Here is a 23,009-nt window from a genome sequence, read left to right on the forward strand (position 1 = left end):
CGAGTTCGCCCGCAAGCGCGACACCGGATACCCCGACGACGTCGTGCTCGTCGTGGGGGTTGAGACCGCCTTCGCCGCGATCGTCCGCGACGACGGCAAAGGCTACGCTTTAAGCGGACCGGTTATACTAAGATTTGAATGAGATAACAGATACAATATATATGCGTATTGAAAAAGCTTTTTGAAGTATCTTGAAGGCATGCTGACCTTCAAGGTTTGTAGCAAATCTACCGATAAAATAAATAGAACTCCGCGGCCTGCTAAACGCAAAGAGTGGCAGTCCGGCGACCAGCAGCGAAGGATTGAACTCAACGCTGAAGCAGGGAGCGGAGAATGAAGGCAGGAGCAAAGTACTTGGCCAATATCATGAAAGTAGAACCTGAGGGCATGACCCTTAGGTTTGCTTTCGCTTATCTGGCTCTAGCAGCGGCTATGGCGCTAGCCATGGTCTTATTCCTGTCTCACCCCGTCTACGGGTACAGCCCTCATGGACCGTTCAGCTCCGATACCGACAAGTGCACCTCCTGTCACAGGTTACACTTAGCCAATACTGAAAAGCTTCTGCCTGTGTCTTCCACGACCGGTCTGTGCGTCTCTTGCCATTCTAAAGGCCAAGGCGCAGATACCGCTGTCATGGAAGGTGTTTATATAGAAGGTCTGGGACCCGCCGCCGCTCATACCTGGGGAGCCTCCGGTGCGCTGCTGCTGGGCGGCGGGTTCCAGTACATCGATAATACGCAAGCCGTAACCGGCAGCCATCAGATCGGCGCTACCGGAACGCCATACGGCGGGAACGGAGCGGTCTACACTCTTGGCTGCCAGGATTGTCATACGCCGCACTATAACAACAACTATCGACTGCTGCGGCAGCGCCCGGGCGGCGCGGCCTCCGACCTTGCGGTCGCTTACAACGGGCCGTGGACCGACGCCACCCAGACCGTCCAAGGCGGGACGTACAAAGCGTATACGATCGCCGACTTCTCCGCCGGCAACCTCAATAGCGAGCAAGAGTACACCAGAAACTATCAGGCCGGCCTGGGTGAATGGTGCGCGCAGTGCCACCAGAAATATATGACTCGTGGCTGGTCTTCCACCGACGTCTATAACGCCGGTGACATCTATGGCTCGACCGCGCGCTATCGTCACGCCGTCAATAAGGTCATTACCGGCAGCACCGACGAGGTCAACGGGGCCAGCTATAATCTTTACACCGATCTGCCGCTGGAGGATGTGACCGGCAACGGGCGCACGGCGGACGATCGATTGACGTGTCTGACCTGTCACGCGGCGCACGGCACGGCCGCCAAGATGGAGGGATCTTCCGTTTTAGGCCCGGACCGGGGCAGCCTGCCGACCGGGGCCGACGGACTTAGTTTGAGAACCGATGGACGTAAGTTGTGCGGCGAGTGCCACAATTTCTAAACCGAGAGGATTATCCGGAACATGGCGGATGTGACTTAAGATGACGAAGCGGATAATAGCGATAGGGATCAGCTTAATAGCGTTCTATCTGGCTATGGGTAGCGTGGCCCTGGCCGGGAATCCGCACGATGATTTCGCCGCTAATCCCGACGCTTGCGCCGCTTGTCATCGGGTCCATACCGCCACGGCCGGCAACCTTATTAAAGATCCGTCCGGCACGGCGTTGTGTCAGACCTGCCACTGGTCGGGCGTGGGCGCGGACACCGACGTCATGAACGGCAAATACGTCGCCGGTGGCGAACCCGATCATCAGTGGGGCGACCCGAACATGAACCTCTTGGGCGGCGGCTTCAACTACATCCAGAACGTCTCGACGACGACGTCCAAGCATACGATGGACACGCCGCTCGTACCGTTCGGCGCCGAGCCGAACCAGAGCGGCGGCGCGACGGTAACCCTAAAGTGCGTTTCCTGCCACACCCCTCACATGGACAAGGGGCACCTGGGCCAGTACCGGCTGCTTCGTGTGAGGCCGAACGGCGTGACCTCCGACAAGATCGTGACCTGGAATGGTCCGTGGGCGAACGAGACGGAGCAGACTTACCAAGCCAACGGCTACCGGGCTTACACCGATAGAGATTTCGACTCCAACGTGCCCGACATCCAGCGTTATACTAATAACTATAAAGCGGGGCAGGATCAGTGGTGCGCGGCTTGTCACAGCCGCTATACGACCAGACAGGACACCGGGACGTACGACGCCGGCGATATCTTCGGCAACGTTATGCGGTATCGCCACAACACGGACTCGATGATTACCGGGGTGATCGACCCGGTTAACGGCCTTCACTACGACTTGACTACCGACCTTCCATTGAACCGTCCTAGCGGTCTGGGCAGTGATATTGATAATACAATGTCCTGCCTGACTTGCCATCGGGTACACGGAACCGACGCGGTGATGAGCACCCAGGCGGCTATGGATGCGCTTGAGCGCGGGCAGCTTCCTGTTGGCAGCACGCTGTTAAGGCGCTCGCAACGGGGCGTGTGCACGAACTGTCACGCGAACATATAAAGAAGGATGTGACATCGCGTGGTTAAAATGGCTAAGGCCCACCCACTAAAGTTCATAGCATTCGTTCTGGGGCTGCTTGTCTTATTTATTTTAAGCAGCACGGATATGTTCGCGACCTGGGTGGCGGGACAAGGTCAGTCGGGCGCGGTCGAATACATCCATGTCGATACGGCCACCGCCGCGCCGGCCGATGGTAAGATAGAAATCACCGTCGTCCTCACTGACCAGCAAGGCAAGCTGGTCACCGGCCGGACTTACGGCGTTGATCAGGGACAGTTCTCTATCCCGACCAACGGCTTGACCGCGACGAACGGCGACCCTTGTTTCTTCAGTGTGGACACGGCCAAGGTTAAAGAGATAAAGGATTCAGCCGGCCAAGGTACTGGTGTATATACAGTACCTGTCCAGGTGGAAGACTGGGTAGGTGGCGCCGGAGCGCCGGTCTATACGTTGAAGGTCGTGTATAAAGGCGGCGGTGCCGACACCGGCGACGACGCCTCCGGAGAGGCCTACAAGCTGACCGCCACGACTACGTTAAACGCGGGTAGCGAGCCGGATTCCGCCGTTCTAAAATTCGCGCCCGCCCAAATCAATAAGCTCTCCTTAAACGTACCCGAATGGAAGCAAGGCCAACCCGAACCGGCGGCCGTCGTCAAAACGGTTGTCTTCCGAGTCAAACTTATCGGTCAGGCCAGGGACGCCGTAACCGGTTCAAGGATGTTTAAGGGCCGCGCCGCCACACCGGAAGAAGTCGCCAAGTGGCTACCACCTGTCGTGTTTGACAGCGCCGGAAGGACCATCAAAGCCGAATACGGGCGGATTAAGGAAGAGCAAGTCCCGTATTTCGGATTCCGACGCGGGGAATGGCGCGGCACGGGCGTCTACGAGATTGAAGTCAAACTGACGTGCCCGGCCGACCTGGCCGGCAAGAAAGGCGCAATCACCATCGGACGTGCCGAGAGCGACGTGTCCCTGGTAACAGGCGCGACGGTCAATTTCCAGTCTTCGGGCGAGGAAGAGGCGGCCGAGCCTAACCCGTACTTCGCCAATCCGTATTTCTACAATCCGCCGAACACCCCGACGGTCACCGAGATCGGTTTCGCCGGGGTTATCTCCGGCGGGGCGACGGTGGAGTTCCCGGCCGGTACGACGCAGTTCCCGACCAACGGCGACTATATAATCAGCGAGACCGGCGACCGGACCGCGGTAACGAATCTGCGCCTCCGGGCGACTATAGACGATCCGGACGGTTACAACATCAGTCAGGCGGAGTTCTTTAAACAAGCGACGATGCCGACCGGGTTGCAGAACGGCACGGGTACCGCCATGCTGGCCGAACCACCCGGCTTCTCCAGCGACCCGATCCTGCCGTCTCCGCCGCCGGCTTTATCATCGACACTGATCGTTTACTACAACATACCGAGCGCGACCGTAAAATCCTACGACCAGGCTCAGTACGATTTTTGGGTACACGGCAAGTCGGCTTTAGGCAATTGGGGCAGCGGGCCGGCCAACTACGGCAACACGCTGTTGTCGGTAGACATGACCAAACCTACAGCCGCGGTCACTAAACCGGTCACCGACGAATATGTGCGGGGCGCTTACCGGATCGAAGGCGACGCCGGCAAAGGCACCAACCCGAGTTATGAGTCCGATATCAACGTCGTGCAGGTCTACGATGAAGTCACGGGAGACTTCACCGATCTGGCGGAAAACGATTCCGGTCGCGGCGGCACGAACTTCAGCAAGTGGTATTACCTCTGGGACAGCATGACAGCTGACGATGGACATTATGTCTTCCGGTCAAGGACGGTTGACTTAGCCGGCAATATCGGCGACGAAGCGCAGGTCGCGGTCATTGCAGACAATGTTAAAACAATTGCCAACGTGACCGTGCCTCTGGAAGGCCACGGCTGGGACAATACGGTTTCCACCGGTTGGGGTCTGACCGGAATCGTCTACGACCCGAACATGCCCCCGGTTGGAACCTTAGTAAAAGGCGGTTCGTCCGACGCCGATGCGACCGACAGAACGAACATCGGCGGCACCTGGTCCGGCAACAATCTGACCGCGGACAGGATGCTGACTGGACAGGTGACCCTGCAGGGCGCCTTAAGTATGGTCGCCAACTCCATCCTGGCTTGGGGGACGACGGTCAACACCGGTACGACGGCAGCCAACGCGTCCGACCGGACGGCAATCGGAGGTATTTGGTCGGGCAATACTCTGACCGCGCCTGTCACAATATTAAACAATACGACCATTCATGGCACCGTGGTCGTGGCCGCGGGGTCGGTTCTGACGCTGCCGGCGACGGTTCTGGGCAGCAACAGCTTCAGTAAATACACTTTTGAGTGGGGAACGGGCCGTAAGGGCGCCGGTGATACGACCGGCTGGAATATCCCGATCGGCGGCACCTGGACCGGCGCCGGACCCTATACCTTATCGGCCGACCGGACGACCGTGGTGGATGCCGTCCAAGGCACACTAACCACGGCGGCCGGCTCTACGTTAAAAGCCGGCACCTTCCTGAAAGCCGGCACCGTGTGCTCGAGCGCAACCGACCGGGACGCCATCGGCGGCACCTGGACCGGCACCGGACCTTACACCTTGGGGTCGGACAGGACTCTGGCCGCCGACGTCACCCTGAGTGGCACGCTGACCGCGGCGGCGGGATCGACTTACAAGATCGGGTCGACCTTCAAGGCGGGGACGACTTGCACGGATGTAAACGACACCAGAGGCGCCTGGAGCTTCTCGAGCGGACACGCCGGCGGCGCCAATCAACTCAACCCGGCCGGCGCAATGGGTACCTTGGATACGACGGGGCTGCCAACCGGCGATTACTCCGTGAGAATTACCGGAACAGACAAGGCCGGCAACATCAACCTTGACCGCACCGGTTATCCCATCGACCAGGAAGTCGACCACATGAACCGGTTCTACGTGCATATCGATACCGTCGCTCCGACCACGGTCATAACCCCGGCCACCGGCGGCTGGTTCCAGCAAAGGATCTTCGGTACGGCGGCCGACGACATCTCCGGCGTGGACAAGGTCGAGGTTATCATCGAACGCAACGATACCACGCCGCACCAGTACTGGACCGGTGCCGCCTGGGTTAACGCGCTGCCGGCTTCCTGGCCGACGGCAACCATCGATACCGGTCGAGGCCTGCCTAGCGCGACCTGGTATTACGATGGCCCCGATAATACCAACCTGCCGCGGGGAACCTCCATAACCATTCACGCCAGGGCGACCGACGATGTTAAGAACATTCCGGTGACAACCGGCCACCTCGGCGCGGAAGTCACTTCGGGCGGCACTTGGGATTCAGACAAACCGACGACCAGCGTGCCCGGCAGCCCGAATGGCACCAACGGCTGGTATATGGCGCCCGCGCCGTCCTTTACGATCAGCGCGGCGGACGTCGTCCCCGGTTCCGGCATGAACGGCGGGGCCGTCTGGTATGTCTGGACGACGCAAGCCGTCGCGGCGGCGCCGGCCGGCGGCTGGACGCAACTTGCTTACGCCGCTTCCCCGGTTTCCATTAAAGCCCCGACGGGAGCCCCCGACGTCAACGGCGTTTATGCCTTAAGTACCGGTAGCACGATGCCCGACGGCAAATATAGACTCTGGTACCGCGGCCGCGACCTGGCCGGCAACGTCGAGGCCAACCACTATTCCGATTTCAAAATCGACGCGACGCCGCCGCCGGTACCGACCATCTATGCCGAACAGTCGTACTGGTACGGTTCCGACCTCGGCGAAGCGGCCTTTACGGAAGGCACGGCAAACACCGAGTACGGGACTGTCGTCACGGACGCCAACCTGGATAACGGAGCCTGCACGTATTTCTACCAGCGGGCGACCGACGCCGGCTTTACGGCAGGCTTGGCCGACTCTGTCACCTGGCAGTCGCTGACAACCTATGTCGGCTGGCCGATCTATAACAACGCCTTTTATTACCAGTTCACCGGCCTATCCGACGCGCAGATATATTACTACCGGGTCAAAGCGAAGGACTACGCCGGCAACGAATCGACGTATTCAGGAGCCCAGTCGTCGACACAAGACAACATCGGGCCGACACTGAACCAGAACAACGGGACCGTCGCCCCGTTGACCTGGTACAACACGAACAAAACAGTTCAGATCTGGACAACCGATACGACCGGGGGTTCCGGGCCGAAGGGATTCCGCTGGGCTTGGGACGCGAGCCCGGGCAACGACTGGCTGAACATGAGTGTCGCCGGCGGCGCGACCGGCTCGACGACCTTCCCGGGCGTCGGCAAACGGACACTGCACGTGATCGGCTACGATAATATTTATACCGCCACCGCCAGCAATTCTTTTACTTATGACCATTTGAACAACTACGAGCCGAAACACCGCACCGCGGAAACCGATTACGAGTTCTGGTACGACCCGTACGCCCCGTACAACTGGCAGGGTTTCAGCTACGCGGCGGTCTACGACGGCTGGAGCCAGACCAAGTCGCCGACTTGCACTATAACCATCCAGGACGACATCGCCGTGCCCAGCGCGGTCTCCGGCTTGCGGGGCTCGACGGCAAAGTTCGCTTATTCGTCCGACGGCGGCGCGACTTGGAGCGCCTGGCTTAACACCACCTGGACGGGCGTCGACGGCAGCACCGGAGTGGAAACGCTGACGACGACCGCGTTCACCTTTGCCGGCGACTCGGCGACGCAAAACAAAGTCAAATTCCAGATTGCGGATATGGCCGGCAGCGTCGTCGAGAGCTCGGGCTATACGGTGAAGGTGGACAGCACTCCGCCGACCGTCGTTTCTACGGTGCCGCAGGACGACCCGGATCCGAACACCCCCGCTCCGCTGGTCGCGCCGGAAACACCGATGCGCGCAACTTTCAGCGACGACATGTTGGCCGCGACGGTCAACAGCGTGACCAACTTTACTTTGGAATCGGCGAACCCAGTACCGGGCGGCGCTAAGGACGACGGCACTTGGTCGAGCGTCAGCCTGCTGTCGGCCTCTTACAATGCCGGGACCAAGACCGTCGATATCATACCGACAACCACACTTGTGCCGACTAAGAAATACAGGCTTACCGTAACCGTAAATATTAAAGATAAAGCCGGCAACTCCCTGGCGGTCCCCTACAAGTGGTACTGGTACGTTTCCGACATCTCGGCGTCCATCGACTGGCCTTATCCCGGCAATACCGTCTATGGGACTATTCCTATTCATGGCGCAGCGACCGGCACCAACGCCAAATACTACAAGCTGCAGTACGGCGCCGGCGGTACGCCGGCCACCTGGCTTGATATCGCCGGAGCAACCGGCACTACCCAGAAAAGCAGTATTTTGTCACAAACCGACTGGTCCAGCGGCGCGAGCGGCGGCGGAGCCCCCGAAGTCGTGACCACGCTGACGGGGTACAAAAAGTTCTGGCAGTCAACCGGCATCGACGCGACCTCCGATCTCGGCGCTATCCGACTGGCCAAAGCCACGGCGACCGGCGGCTGGTATAACAAGGACTGGCTGGCGCGCAAACGGATCCTGGTAACCAACCCGAACCCCGGCGCCCTCTATAACTACCAGGTTAAGCTTACGGTCAACTGGACGAACGATATGAAGACCGATTTCAGCGACTTGAGGTTTACCGACTACGACAAGACCAGCTTGATCGATTACTGGGTGGAAAGCTATACGATCGGTGTCAGCGCGACCGTGTGGGTGGAGGTACCGAACGTCGCCCCGGCGGCGGCCAAGGCCGTCTATATGTACTACGGCAACCCGGCGGCGGCTACGACCAGCAATGCGGCCAACACCTTCTTAAATAACCAGATTTTCTTAAGGACTTTCTACAACAACGTGTCCAGCGGTTCACCACCTTATTACTTTATTCAAAGCCACGCCGATTTTGATACATATGTCAACTTGATGGGCGAGACGGGATACGGCTTATATGGAAGCGGCTACGTCGACCGGGTGGACCATACCGTCAATCCGTATGGCGGCAGCGACTACTACACGTCGCAGTACAAGTTTCTGTTTATTCCGACCGTCGGCGGCAATTATAAGTTCGGCACCAACTCCGACGCGGCCTCCGAGGCCATCAAGAACACCGCCGACACGGATACGACTCATACGGCCCTGGTCGGTTGGTACGGCAACCACGGCGTCGGCACCCAATTCGACGACCATTCCGCCTACTACACGTTAGCGGCCAATGTTCCGGTCTGGCTGGAGTATCGTCAGAACAACAGCGACAACACGGGCAGGCAAGCGCAAATGGGCGTTATGGTCCCCGGCCAGGCCTGGAAAACCGTCAACACGACCAATTTCGCCGGCCAGATCTTCGCCCGCAACTACGCTACCGTCGAACCGACGGTAAGCATAACAGACGAATCCGTTTACGAACCAACAGGCAGCGTCACGAGCTCCGTGATCGATGGCGGCGGCAGTGTGACTTGGGGTGCCGTGGCCTGGACGGAAACGATTGCCAGCGGTACCGATGTCACCGTACAGGTCAAGACAAGCGCGGATAACGTTACCTGGACCGACTGGAGCTATCCGCGCAGCGTCGCCGGCGGAGACGTCGTCCCGCCGGGTATCGCGACGGCCCGTTATATCCAGTACAAGATCAATCTGAAGGGCAACGCGACGGCCACCCGGACACCGGTCTTGAGCGACATAACCCTCTACCACACGCCGCTCGGGACCTGGAACACGACTTCGGTTGCCGACGGCGTCTATACGATCAGATTGCTGACGACGATCGCCGACCCGGCCGATTGGACGCCGGATAACGTTCTCGAAGCGCGTGTAACCGTCACGGTGAACAATACGACAGAACCGAACTCGACTATAGACGTTCCTCCCATAGTGCCGGTCGTTACGACAAATGTTTTTGATTACACGGGCGCCGATCAAACCTATACTGTTCCCGCCGGAGTATATTCGATCAACGTGAAGGAATGGGGCGCCGGCGGCGGCGGCGGCAACGCGGGCGGTTGGAACTACGGTTTTGCCGGCGGCGGCGGCGGCTACACAACGGGTGACATAGCCGTGACCCCGGGACAAGTCTTGACTGTCATGGTCGGCGGCGGCGGCGTTAACGGCACCATCGCCCATAGCCTGACCTACAGCTACGGCGGCGGCGGACCCGGCCAGATTACGTCAAGTGACGCCCGATATGGAGCCCAGGGCGGCGGACGGTCCGCTATCCGGTCAGGTGCGACAGATCTACTGACGGCCGGAGGAGGAGGCGGCGGCGGGGCGAGCCGCGCTACCAATGGACAGCAAGGCGGGGCCGGCGGCGGCGGCTCAGGTTTGAACGGGTCGTCTTATACGCCTACGGCGGCCGGCGGCGGAGGCACGCAATCGGCCGGAGGCGCCGGGGGCATAGGTTCCTATAACGGCACAGCGGGTTCTCAATACACGGGCGGTACTTCAGGCATCAACTCTTACGGCGGCGGCGGTGGCGGCGGATGGTACGGCGGCGGCGGCGGCGCCTATCTGGAACCGAACGACATGGGCGGCGGCGGCGGCGGTTCAGGATATATCAACGGGGCCGGTGTCAGCGGCGCATCCACCACAGCCGGCAGCGGAGCCGTCCAAGCTAATTCAAGTGATCCCCAGAACTTAGGTTCGGGCGCAGGCGGCGCGGCCGCCACCAGCGGCCGGAGCGGCCGGGTTATCATTACCAGCACATACATCCCGGTAAACACGATATATTACAAAGCGAACAATGCGGTTACCGGTACGGCAACCGACGTCTTCCCGGGTATCGGCGCCGTGGACGTTCGTATCCGTCGGGGTTCCGACAATAATTACTGGACCGGCGCCGGCTGGTCCGTCACGGAAACATGGGTCCGGGCCGACAGTACCGGCGGTCATTTGTCCACCTGGACGTTTAACCAGACGACTCCGCAGAACATCTTCGCGAGCGGCATTACCTATACCATAAGTTCACGAGCGACAGACCTGGCCGGTATGGCCGAGACAACTCCGGACACGATTACGGTATATGGCGACAATGTCGCGCCGAACGTTACCCTTGATTTTCCGAAAGCGCCTAATAATTACTTGAGCGCCGACTACGTCGGCATTACCGGGACCGCCACCGACACCAACTTCAAGGACTACAAAGTCGAATACCAGAAGAACGGCAGCGCCGTTTGGACGCAGATCGGCGCGACGCAAACATCCGTCGGCAACGGTTTCTATCAAACGACTAATCTCGATTTCAAACCCGATCCCGCCCAGAGCGACACGGCCGCCGGCTTCAACGGCACGAGGGCGATCGACGGAAAGGTCATGCTGGGACGGCGCGGGTCGACGGCCCAGTATCCCAACCAGGCCTCGCTGGAAACCAATTTCGTCGCGGCCGGATTCAACAGCTCCGGTTCCGGCGTCGTGGCGACCGACGGCTCGTACGTATACGTCAAACGCTATGGCGGATACGCCGGGCCGGCCTCGTTTAATAAAGTAGGCACGGGCTACGGCGGGACGACCGCGGGCACCAATTACGGTCAGCTGACCGCGGGCATCTATGCGGACAGCGTCTCCGCCTTCTACCTGGACGGATACGTCTATAACGGTTATACGACCGATGGCAACACCCTGGAGCGCCAGAACGTCACGACCGGCGCCATCGAGTACGTCCAGATGGGTGGTAACACGATTCCGCTACCTCGCGGCCGCCCCGGAACGTTCGATTACGTCAACGCCGGGCTGCCAACGGTCATCAAAGACGGGACGACTTATAAGATGTGGTATTCCGGTCACGACGGCGCCAACTGGCGGATCGGCTACGCGGAATCTACCGACGGCGTGACCTGGACCAAGAACCCTAATCCGGTACTCGACCTGGGCGGTTTCGGCAGCTGGGACGATAACGCGGTGTATTATCCGACCGTCGTCAAGGACGGCGCGACCTATAAGATGTGGTATTCCGGCGACGACCACGCCAACAGCAGGACCGGCTACGCGACCTCGACCGACGGCATCAACTGGACGAAATACGCCGGCAACCCGGTGATGAACCTGGGCGCACCGGCGGACTTCGACAGCGCCCATCTGCTGGGGCCGTGCGTCCTGCAGGAGGGGCCGACGGATTACAAGATGTGGTACAGCGGCTCCAACGGCGTCAACTGGCGGATCGGCTACGCGACGTCAACAGACGGTATTACCTGGACCAAGAACGCCGGCAACCCGGTTGTTCCGCTGGGAATCGGCTGGGAAAGCACCCACACTTCAGCGCCGAGCGTCATCAAAGACGGGACGACTTATAAGATGTGGTACAACGGCTTCAACGGCACCAACTGGCGGATCGGTTACGCGGAATCGACAAACGCCACGGCCTGGACAAAATCCGGCAGCAACCCGGTTGTTAACCTGGGCGCCGCCAATACGTTCGACACGACGCACGCGGTCCGGCCGAGCGCAATCAAAGACGGGACGACCTACAAGATGTGGTACACGGGCCATGACGGTCTGCGCTGGGCGGGCGTCGGTTACGCGACCTCCGCGGACGGCGTCGCCTGGACCAAGAACCCGACCGCTCCGGTCGTCGGCGATCGTCTGCTTAAACGGAACGGCGCGACCGATCTTACTATGGCCAACACGAACGCCGAGCGAGCCGATGTCATGGTGACGACCGATGGCCGCTATGTCTACACGATCGGCGCCAACGGCACGACCGACTGGAAGGTCAGGATCTTCGATTCACAGAACAACTTCATCAAGGTCGGCGAATTTACGACGGTCATGGGTGGTTTCACGGCCTATAATACCTACGGGTTTATCGCCGACGGCTTCTATATCTACCCGATCGAAGCTTATTACTATTATGTCGGCGCGCCGTACTACTGGGGGAACGGCACGTGGCCGGGAGACAACTCCCGGGTCACCCGGATCGGTACAGGGTTGAATGGTACGACCTCCGGCGAGATCGTCAACCAGTGGTACGAAGGCGCCTGGGACGAGTTCGAGGTCAACGGACAATACGACCCGCTCAACCGGAAGATCTGGATGGGTAAACTGCAGGGTGGCACGAATATTTACAGATTCAACGCAGGCGACGAATCGGCTACGTCCGGCACCTACACGTCCCGTGTCTTCGATATGGGTCCGGGCGCGACGACCGGCACAATCAACTGGACCGCGACGACGCCCGGCGGCACGACGCTGACCGTGGAAACCCGTGTCAGTTCGGCGCGCACTTTCTCGACGGAGGATTCGACCATCACCAGCAACTGGCAGACGGCGACCAACGGCGGGGCTATTCCGACGCCTACGCCGGCCGTCCCGAACGCCCGCTACATTCAGTACCGCCTGACGATGACGGGGCCCGGTGGGGCAACGTCCCCGTCGCTGGACGACATCACCCTTAGATACACTCCGACCAACTCGGTCCTGGAAACATGGCGAGTCGTCGACATGACGGAAGGCCAATATAGGATCAGGGTCACCGGTTCCGACAGGGCCGGCAACGAGGTCGTCGCCACGGCCGACCCGGTATACATAGACAAGACGCCGCCAACGGCATCCCTCAATACCCTGCTGAACCTGGACGGCAACAACACAGGTTACGTTACCGGGGCGACGGTGGCCTTAGGCGGAACGGCCGACGACACCAACGGCTGGGCGCCGGACGCCAATATCGCCAACTGGACCGTCGAGCATAAACGGACCGGCGCGGCGGTTTGGACGCTGATTGCGACCAATTCGACCAAGGTGCCGCCGGCTTCTTTTGGGGCCTGGAACACGACTATCGCCGTTCCGGAAGGCACCGAGGACAATACGTCATATGCGGTCCGGCTGCGCGTTACCGACAAGGCCGGCCTGACCACTTATACCACGCCGCAATCCGTCTTCATCGATAACAGCAATCCGGTTGTTTCCTCGACGGTTCCGGTGTCAGGCGCGACCAACGTCGACTGCTCGCAGAATATCACGGCATATTTCGACGACCTGATGTACGCGCCAAGCGTTACGGCGGCTAATTTTCTTTTGGACGGGGGCGCGGTCACACCGGCCGGCGTCATCTATACGGACCAGATACTGACGTCCTACGCAACGTTCGTCCTGGCCGGACCGTTGACCAAGAACATACACAATGCCTCTCTGGCGACCGGCATCCACAATAAGGCCGGCCGGTCGATAGCCGCCATCAACTGGAGCTTCACAACTTCCAACGTCGACGCGGCCATCTATCTGCCGATGGCCAATGCCCACGTGGCGGGTGCTTACCCGGTAATGGGGCGGGCGGCCGCCAGCACAAACGGTCTGTTCAGCCAGTATAAGCTGGAATGGGCGGCCGGACGGCAAGACGCCGCCGGCGCCGGTCCGTGGACTCAGATAGGGAATACAGGCACCGAAACCGTCCTAAGCCAGAGCAATGTCCAGACGACATGGAACAACGCGGTCAACCCGAACACCAATCCGGTGAGCTTTAGTACGACGTCCGATCAGTATTACGCCAGAGACGCCAACGTCATAACGACAAATCCCGGGTACGTCCAGCTGGGTTCCAGCAACATCAAGTGGCTGTCGGGCGCCTGGAGTTCACGCAAGCCGGTCACCGTCAATAACACCGGTTCCACAGCGGTTTTGACCGATTACCAGATACAGGTGCCGGTAACGTTCGCGGCCGGCATGAAAACCGACTTCAGCGACCTTAGGTTTACCGACACTGACGGTCAGACTCTCCTGAATTACTGGATCGAGAAATATACGGCTTCAACCTCCGCGACCGTTTGGGTCAAGGTGTCCTCTGTCGCGGCGAGCTCGAATAAGATCATCTATATGTATTACGGCAACGCCGGCGCCCCCAACGCCCAGAACCCGGCCGGCACATTCGATTTCTTCGACGGTTTCGACACCGGATCGACCATCGACGCCTCGCGGTGGAACACCACGGCGGCGCTAGGGTTTCTGCAGGCCGGCGCGCGCAGTCAGCTTAAGGCTACAACGACCGGAGGTCGTCTGACCTCCAATGCGACCTTCAGCTATCCGGTCGTCCTGGAAGCCCGCGAGATGTCGTCCTATCTGCCACCGAACGGCATATCGGCGCTCGGCTTCTACGGGTCTTCGTCGAACGCGTTCGGCATTCTGCATTATCCGGGTGCGACTCACTACCGCAACGATGGCAACTGGGTAAACATCGGCAACCTGATGGTCGAGGATACCTGGTACCGCCTGACCGTAGAACCGCGGACGCAGTTCCGGGCCCGCTATAAGATCATGAACGATACCACCGGTACGGTCCAAAGAGACGAGACGGTCACCAACGCGGTTTCCGGCGAGCGGATCGCGTTGGGCACACGCTACGACGATGTCTACAGCGAGCCGACCTCGACCAGTTGGGATTGGGTGCTGGCCAGGAAGTACGCGGCTACCGAACCGGCCGTCAGCCTCGGCGTGGTCGATTCTTACCAGAACTCCGGTGTTATGACCTCCGTCGTTTTCGACGGCGCGACGGCACAGAATTGGCGGCTCATCTCGTGGACGGAGAACGTACCGAAGGGCTCCAACATAACCGTGGAGACAAGGACCGGCAACGTCCCGGCGCCCGACGGCACCTGGACTCTCTGGAGCGCGCCTTCCAGTTACTCCGGCGGCACGGTTATCCCGGTCGGACAGCAGGGCAAGCGGTATATCCAGTACCGCGTCAGCTTCTACGGTAACGGGGCGACGCTCTTAGACATAACCGTTTGGCACACATCGCTAATGAACTGGGATACGATCGGCTTAACCGACGGTCCCTATACGCTGCGTCTGACGATCACCGATACGGCGAGTGACTGGACCGACGCGCACGTGTTGAAGAAAGCCGTTTCAGTCAACGTCGATAACACCAAACCGGTCGTCGTCATAACGGATCCGCCGGACAACAGCCAGCTGGCGACAAACATGAAGACCGTCACCGGCACGGCTTCCGACGCGAACGCCAGTGTGCGCAAGGTGGAGCTCAAGGTCAATTCGGGCGTTTGGAACACGGCCATCGGCACATCCCGTGTTAACGAGGATGTCGCCTCCGCCGTCTATTCCGGTGCCTGGACGACCTATACCGGTCCCGAGCCCAGCGACGGCACATTGCGGGAGACTAGCGTTCCCAGCACTTCGGTGACCTATACCTTTACCGGCACGGCCGTCAACTTGATCGCTAAACGCGGCCCCGATCAGGGTTACGCCTCGGTGCAGGTGGACGCGCAGGCGCCGATAACGGTCGATCTCTATGCCCCGATCGCCCTCTTCCAGCAGACGGTCTTCAGCCAAACCGGCTTATCGACGCCCGGGACGCATACACTGACCGTTACCTCGACAGGCACGTCCAATCCGGCCGCCAACAATATCTACATCAATGTCGATGCCTTTGAAACCGGCGGCTCGATCAGCTGGACCTATGACTGGGTGACGAATTCGGTGCCCGATGGGAGCAACACCATCTCGGCCCGGGCGACGGACGGCGCCGGTAACTTGAGCGACGAAGCCGCGCGGACCGTTACCGTTGATAACACCGACCCGGTTTCGTTGATCACCAATCCTCTGGCCAACAGCGCCTTTACGACCGACCAGCCGGTCAACGGCACGGCCGACGACACCAACTTCGACCGTTACATCGTCGACTTCAGCTACGGCGCGGCGGCGGACAACTGGATTCCCATTGCGACCGGCCTGAGCTCCGTATCCGCCGGCAATCTCGGGACCTGGACGGCGCCGACGCGGACGCCGATCTTCGACTGGCAGACGGACGGCGACCCTGAAAACTGGAGTCCGCAACAGGGTATCACCAATATCAGTGTGAGCGGCGGCAGCTTTAACGGCCGGACGACCGGCACAGCGCCTTACTATATTAAGACACCCGCCAAACTGACCATAAACGGTAACGAGACAAAGGTCCTAAAGATTAGAATGAAGGTCAGCGACGCATCCGGCTACGCCAAGCTGTTCTGGAAATACAGCTACCCGTTTATCGCGACCTATCCGACGGTCAACGGAGTCAACCTGCCGATCGGCGAGCAAGTACCGACGTCGCAGGAAGACGAGTGGGGTTATCCGTCGGGAACCGGCGCCGGTCAATTCGGCGAATCCCGTCGGATGATCAAATGGCCGGTCATTAACCCGGGCCAGTGGGTCGAATACACCGTCGACATGAGTCTGGGCAAGGTCTGGGTGGACGGCGACGCGCAGCACGATAAAGCTCATCCGATTATGGATTACAGCCAGATCTGGCCGACCACCGGTTTCTGGGCGGGCACCGTATACCAGCTTAGGTTCGACCCGAGCGACATCCCGAACGTCGATTTCAACCTCGACCATATCAGTCTGGCCAGCGCCGACGGTAATTACAGGATCAGACTGACGACTTACGATAAAGTCGGTCGTAACAAGGTGACCAGCCAGTATCCGGTCATGATCGACCGAAACACCCCGGCTTGCATCATCACCACGCCGGTCAATATGACTTTCCTGCCCAGCGGCACAAATGTCTCCGTCACCGGTACTTCAGCCGACGACCTGGTGAACGGTGTCGCGAGCGGCGTCAGCAAGGTCGAATACCGGGTGATTCAGAATGTCGACAACTTCGCTCCGACCGTCGGCCCCTGGCTGTCGGCGACCGGTACAACGGCGTGGTCGGCGACGGTCACTCTGCCGCCCGGTTGGCACGGCCTGCAAGCTCGCGCCTTCGACGGGGCGGGGAACATCCAGGAATCCAACTATTCGTACGTGACCGTAGACGCCGACCCACCGCCCGTGCCCCGCATTCGGGCGATGGCCGATAGAAGCCGCGGCGGCATCCTGTTATCCTGGACGCCGGTCAAAGACCCAGGCAGCGGTACCGACTACTACGTCCTCTATCGTGGCAGTACGCCGGTAACGACGGGCATGCAGTACCCGGACGGTGTGGCCATTGAGTCGGCCGACAGCGAGCTTGTTACCAAGGACTTCGGCAACGGTCCGGAAACGTTCCGGGCTTTCCACGCCTGTAACGCCATCGATACGGCCTTCACGCCGAATACGAATGTCAGGTATTACATCAGGGCAGTCGACCAGGTCGGCAATTATTCGGCCAAGGGCAGCATCTCCGGTTTGTATGACACCCAGCCGCCGACGACGCCCAGCGTTCTGACGGCCACCAGGGCCGGCACGACCACTTCGGTTCAGCTCGCCTGGAACCCGTCGACCGATAACCAGCAGGTTGCCGAGTATCGCGTCTATCGGGTCGTCAAACCGGGCGGCATCCCCGGCCCGTACGACTTCACGCCCGGCGACAGCAACAAGATCGGCGTGGCCATGGTCACCGGCACCTTCTTCACGACAAAGTTTTTTGATAGCAACCTGGCCGAGAACACGACCTATTGTTATAAGGTGGTCGCCTACGACGATTCGCTGATTCCGTCCAACGCCAGCAACGTGGCCGAGGTGACGATCGGCACCAAACAAACCTACAACAGCACCTTGCCGCATAAGACTTTTAGCGCGAACTCCGACCAGTGCGTCATGTGTCATCGAACACATACCGGCCCCGGCAAGAACCTTTTGAAGAGGACTTACGAAGCCGACACCTGCTACACCTGCCATGACGGTACCGGCTCCAATACGCCGACCAAGGCCGAGTTCGACTACGCGCCGAACGGTTTGCACCGCGTCAAAGACGACGTCTGGCCGAGCGGGGCGCTGTCGTGTATCGATTGCCACAATCCCCACCTGAACACGGAAAAGGCCAGCTACGAGAACTTTGACAGCATTCCGCTGGGGTCGATCACCGGTTTGACAAAACCGCCGACCTGGACTTTCGGTACGGGCGACTGGGCGGCGACCGGTAACGCGACGCACGTCGAGCTGTCCCAGACGAACAAAGTTGTGAATTCTCTGGCCACCTTCGACACCGGTATCAACATCGCCGCGACCGGCGGGTACTTCTCGACAATCGTCCGGTTCGACGAGGCCGGCGGCCAGGCCTATTACTCAATCGCCGCCAACGGCCTAACGGCCGGCAACGGTATCACGTTTATCCTTGATTCCGATACGAACACATATAAGCTGATGCTGAACGGTTCGGTCGTGTCCGAGCGGACGCAGTCCGTGACCATCACGCCCGGCACCGTTTACAGGATCAAGGTAAAACTGGACGAGAACAAGACGCTGAACGCCAAGTTGTATACGGTGGCTAAGAGCGATCTGCCGACCGGTCACGACGTGATTACGGACACGCTGGTCGGGAGCATTAAACATACGCTCGTTACCGGCGACTACAAAGGATCGAACGTCAGCTTGGGCACATTCGGCGCCAAGGCCAGCTTCGACCAGGTGCATGTTAACGTCCCGGGTATGCTGCAGAACCGATATCGCCGGTTCTATAAGAGCGGCAGCGCGGCCGAGTACACCGTACCGGACGACCGGGTCTTGACCGAGGCCTTCTGCCTGTCCTGCCACGGGTCCAGTTCCGACGATCCGGGCGGCAGCCATACGCAATACTACAGCTCCATCCACAATCCGTTGATGGGCGGTATGAACGACCAGTCGCTCGACCAGGAGAATACCGGCCAGGTCAAAGGTAATCCGACGACGATTACGCCAAGATGGCAGGACATCAGGGCGGAATGGCGCGACCTTAAGACCAATCCGAGCTATAGGCTTACCGACGGGCGCACCCTGGGCGAGCTTCTTAAAGGGACAGCCAACGGCTGCTTGTACTGCCACGGGTACCACGGCCAGCAATGGTACGACAAGAACGCCTCGGGCGAAGAGGAACTGTGCTACATGTGTCACGGACGCATCGCCAATTATTCTCGCGACGGCTGGAATGTCTACCGTCAATACAGTGGCTACGTCGAAGACACCAGCGCCAGAATCGAATACTCCGGCATTTGGACAACGTTAAGCGGTCCGCAGTACGGGGGCGGCAGCACGAAGCAGTTCGTCGGCCCGCGCGCCGACTGGTATAACACCAACTGGGGTAAACGTCAGTCTGTGACCGTCAACAATACGGGCGGGGCGATGTCGGGTTACCAGGTCAAGCTGAATGTGGGTTACGACGCCGCGATGCGAACCGACTTCGCCGACTTGAGATTCACCGATTCCAACGGATTGACATCTCTGCCTTACTGGATCGAGACCTTTACCGCATCCAACCGGGCCATCGTCTGGGTCAAGGTCGATCTGCTGGCCGCCTCGACCAAGCAGATCTTCATGTACTTCAACAACCCGGGCGCGACCGACGCGGGGAACGGCGACAATGTCTTCGACTTCTTTGACGACTTCAACGACGGGACGATAAACACGACCACTAAGTGGGTTGAAAAGGATAACGCGAGCGACTACATTACCGAAAGCGGCGGAACGCTTAACGTCAGCGGCGGTCCTACCAACTGGGGAACCATCGGCATGTATAGCGTACCCAACCTAGCAAGGCCGTTTATCTTTGAGGTCAGTCAGAAATACACGGGCGGCAACTATAACATGATCGGCGTGAAAAACACCACGGCCAACATCAGCTACACCGATCTGAACTACGCCGGCTACAATATCTATGACGGCGGCGGTAACCGCTTGGCGGTATATGAAGACGGCGCAAGCCGCGGCGACCAACTCCATACCTTAAGCGCGGTCGACTGGAACTACGAGAAATTCACCGTCAAATCGACCGGAGCGATCTATTATCACGGCGACACGCCGCAGAACTACGCCCAGTATTACAACAGCACATACAGCACGAACAGTCCGGAGAAAGTCGCCTTCGCCAACTACAACCAGGCTTTCAAGCTGGACAACGCGAGGGTGAGAAAGTACGCGGCGACCGAACCGGGAACCAGCTTCGGCGCCACCGAACTGCCCGGAGGGGCCCGTTACGGGTTCGATTCGGATTATGTAAACGTCTATTGCGAGACCGGAGCCGGCAAGGGCACGATCAGGATTTTCGTGGACAGCGTCGAGCAGATTCCGGCCGTCAATCTGGCAGGTTTCCCGGCCGGGACCAATACGCTGGTCTTCTCCAAGACCGGTCTGACTGAGGGCACCAGGCACATCATCGACATCATGCCGGTAGTCGGCTCGGGCGTCATCGATCTGGACGCGGTCAGGGGCAGCGGTAGTAAGCACGGTCTAACGATGCTGGAAGCAACAATCAAGTGCACCAGCTGCCACGGCCAGCGGGCGATGACCGACCGGCATGTCTACGAGGGCTATTCGACCTCGGTTATCACCAACCCTAATAACATCAAACAATACTGGTCCGATCAGCGGATGCAGGGTAAGACTATCAATGACTACTGCAATGCCTGTCATAAGGAAGCCGACCGGAAGGGCCGGGTGCTTATCGAAACGCACACGTCGTCCAAGATCGTGCCTTATACGATCAAATACCCCGCTATGGTGACGACGCCCAGCGCCAACGGTTTCGACCGGACCGGCTATACCCTGGGCGACGCTTACACGGCGCAGGAGAATTTCCCTGGCGTAACCGTCAATGATCCCGTCGATTGGACGACCGTAGTCGACGATCTGTACGATGGCGGGGCGGCGCGCTACAGCGCGACGCCGCTCGCCTGGCTTGAATTCACGTTCCAGGGCAGCTCGGTTACATTTGTGACCAAGAAGAGCGTGAGCTACGGTTACGCCAGAATCCTGATTGATAACGTGCCCATAACGGACGGCGAGATTGCGCTGTCCGGCGACGTCGGCAACAACAAGTCAGGTTTCGACCTCTACAGTGCGGCCGATCTCTGGACGCAAGCCGTCTACACCAGGTCCGGCTTAGACCCGACGCTTAACCATACGATTCGCGTTATCGTCGTAGGCGACAAGAATCCGCTAAGCGGCGGCTACCGCGTCGATATCGACGCCTTCCGGTTCACCGTGCCGCGCGTCGGTCACTACCTGTATCTGGCGCCTTATGACCCGCTCAAGGGCAAGAGAAACTGCGCCAGCACGTGTCACGACGACCTGGCGCCTTATATCCGCGATTCGCAGGAAGCCAGCACTAAGATAACTTGCACGACGTGCCACCATCCGCACGCCAGCGACAACGACCGGCTGGTCCACCAGCCGGAAGACTATACCGAAGCGAACGGGACCGTCCACAAGGGCGCTTGCTTGCACTGCCACGACGGGTCGGTGACGAAGTAGCGCAGAGCAGAGAGCGGAGGGCAGCTAATAATCTTCTTCGAGCGATCCCGAGCTTGTCGAGGGAGAGTCGAGAAGTAACAGGAGCCAAGGGTGTGGGATTGATATAATAATGGGCGAGGAGGGACAATGACGAGCGATATCCGCAAGAAGAGACTGGCTTGGATAGTCACCGCCGGGGCGGCGGCGATCGTTCTGTCTTTAATCTTCTCTTCGTCGGTCTTGGGCATCGAATACCAGAACATCTATACCGACTACCAGAAGACGTTTTCTCATTTCGCGCCGGCGGGCAAGCACTCCGATACGGAAAGCTACAAGTATAATCCGAGCCTCGGTTTTCAGGGCAACATCGACCGCCGCCACGCCAACTGCAACGATTGCCACGATCCTCACTCGGCGACAAGAGCGCCCTCGCCTCTCGGTTCGTACTTCGGCGCCGGCACCCAGGCCAACGTGAGCGGGGTCAAGCCCCTTTACTGGAACAAAGCCGGAACACCGGTTGTGCCGGCCGGAGAGGCGCCGCCCTACGCCTTCGTTTCCTCGGTCGTCAAGGAGTACGAGCTCTGTTTCAAATGCCATAGCTCATACGCGTTCAATTTCGCCGGCTACAAGACGACATATGGGCGGGATCTGACCTTTGACTGGACGACCAGAAGCTATGTGCCTAACGACCAATCGCCAGACCCGACGCACATAACCGTTGCGGAGACGGATATCGCCATGGAGTTCAATCCGAACAACGCCGGTTTCCATCCGGTTCTGGCGCACGGGAAGACGAGCGGTAACCAGACGCTGGCCTGGGCCGAGGGCCGAACATTCAACGAAACCTTCATGCCGGGCTATAGCGCCGACTCCCGCATCAAGTGCACCGACTGCCACGCCAGCGACTCGACCACGGTCAAGGGGCCGCACGGCAGCAATGAAAAGTACATCCTGAAGCGCCGCGCTCCGACAGAAGAACCGATAATCACCAGGACAGGTTATTATCTGGGATCGATCATCTATAGTGGCGGCGCGCCCGGCCTGCCGGGATACACCAAGCGGACATATAATATGACCTGGTATGTGCGGACGGATAACATAGTTTGCTACGTCTGCCACGACATCAAATATTTCGGACCGGGCAAAGGCCATCCGTCGCGGGCTAAACACTGGAAGAACTGCCAGTGGCACCGGCCCATCGCGCTGGACGAGGTCGGCTGCGCCAGCTGTAAAATCACCCCGATTCACGGCGCGCCGAGCGGTCGATACATGATGTTAACAAAGCCCCGCGGCGACAACCCGGCCGACCTGAACTGGTGTTACAACTGCCACAACTTCATGCCGGGACAGGCCGGCTCGTACATCGGCGGCTACCCGTCCTGCCCGAGGTTCTACTCGACGGACGAGGACG

The 23,009-nt window shown here is 59.5% G+C and carries 4 protein-coding genes; all 4 read left to right on the forward strand.

Going from position 1 to position 23,009, the window contains the following annotated elements; genetic code table 11:
* Window positions 1-333: 333 nt before the first annotated feature.
* Window positions 334-1,422 carry a cytochrome c3 family protein gene (locus WC891_08950; GenBank protein MFA5868061.1) on the forward strand — a complete coding sequence of 363 codons (1,089 nt, stop codon included), beginning with the start codon at window positions 334-336 and terminating at the stop codon, window positions 1,420-1,422.
* 40 nt (window positions 1,423-1,462) lie between these two features.
* On the forward strand, window positions 1,463-2,497 hold the full coding sequence (locus tag WC891_08955; GenBank protein MFA5868062.1) for a cytochrome c3 family protein: 1,035 nt from the start codon (window positions 1,463-1,465) through the stop codon (window positions 2,495-2,497).
* A gap of 27 nt (window positions 2,498-2,524) precedes the next feature.
* Entirely contained in the window at window positions 2,525-21,619 is a 19,095-nt protein-coding gene (locus WC891_08960; GenBank protein MFA5868063.1) for a DUF2341 domain-containing protein, read from the forward strand.
* 126 nt (window positions 21,620-21,745) lie between these two features.
* The coding region (locus tag WC891_08965; GenBank protein MFA5868064.1) for a hypothetical protein at window positions 21,746-23,009 on the forward strand (1,264 nt) is incomplete at its 3' end.

Source organism: Actinomycetota bacterium, from assembly GCA_041658625.1.
Taxonomy (GTDB): Bacteria; Actinomycetota; JAHEXW01; order JAHEXW01; family JAHEXW01; genus JBAZZW01.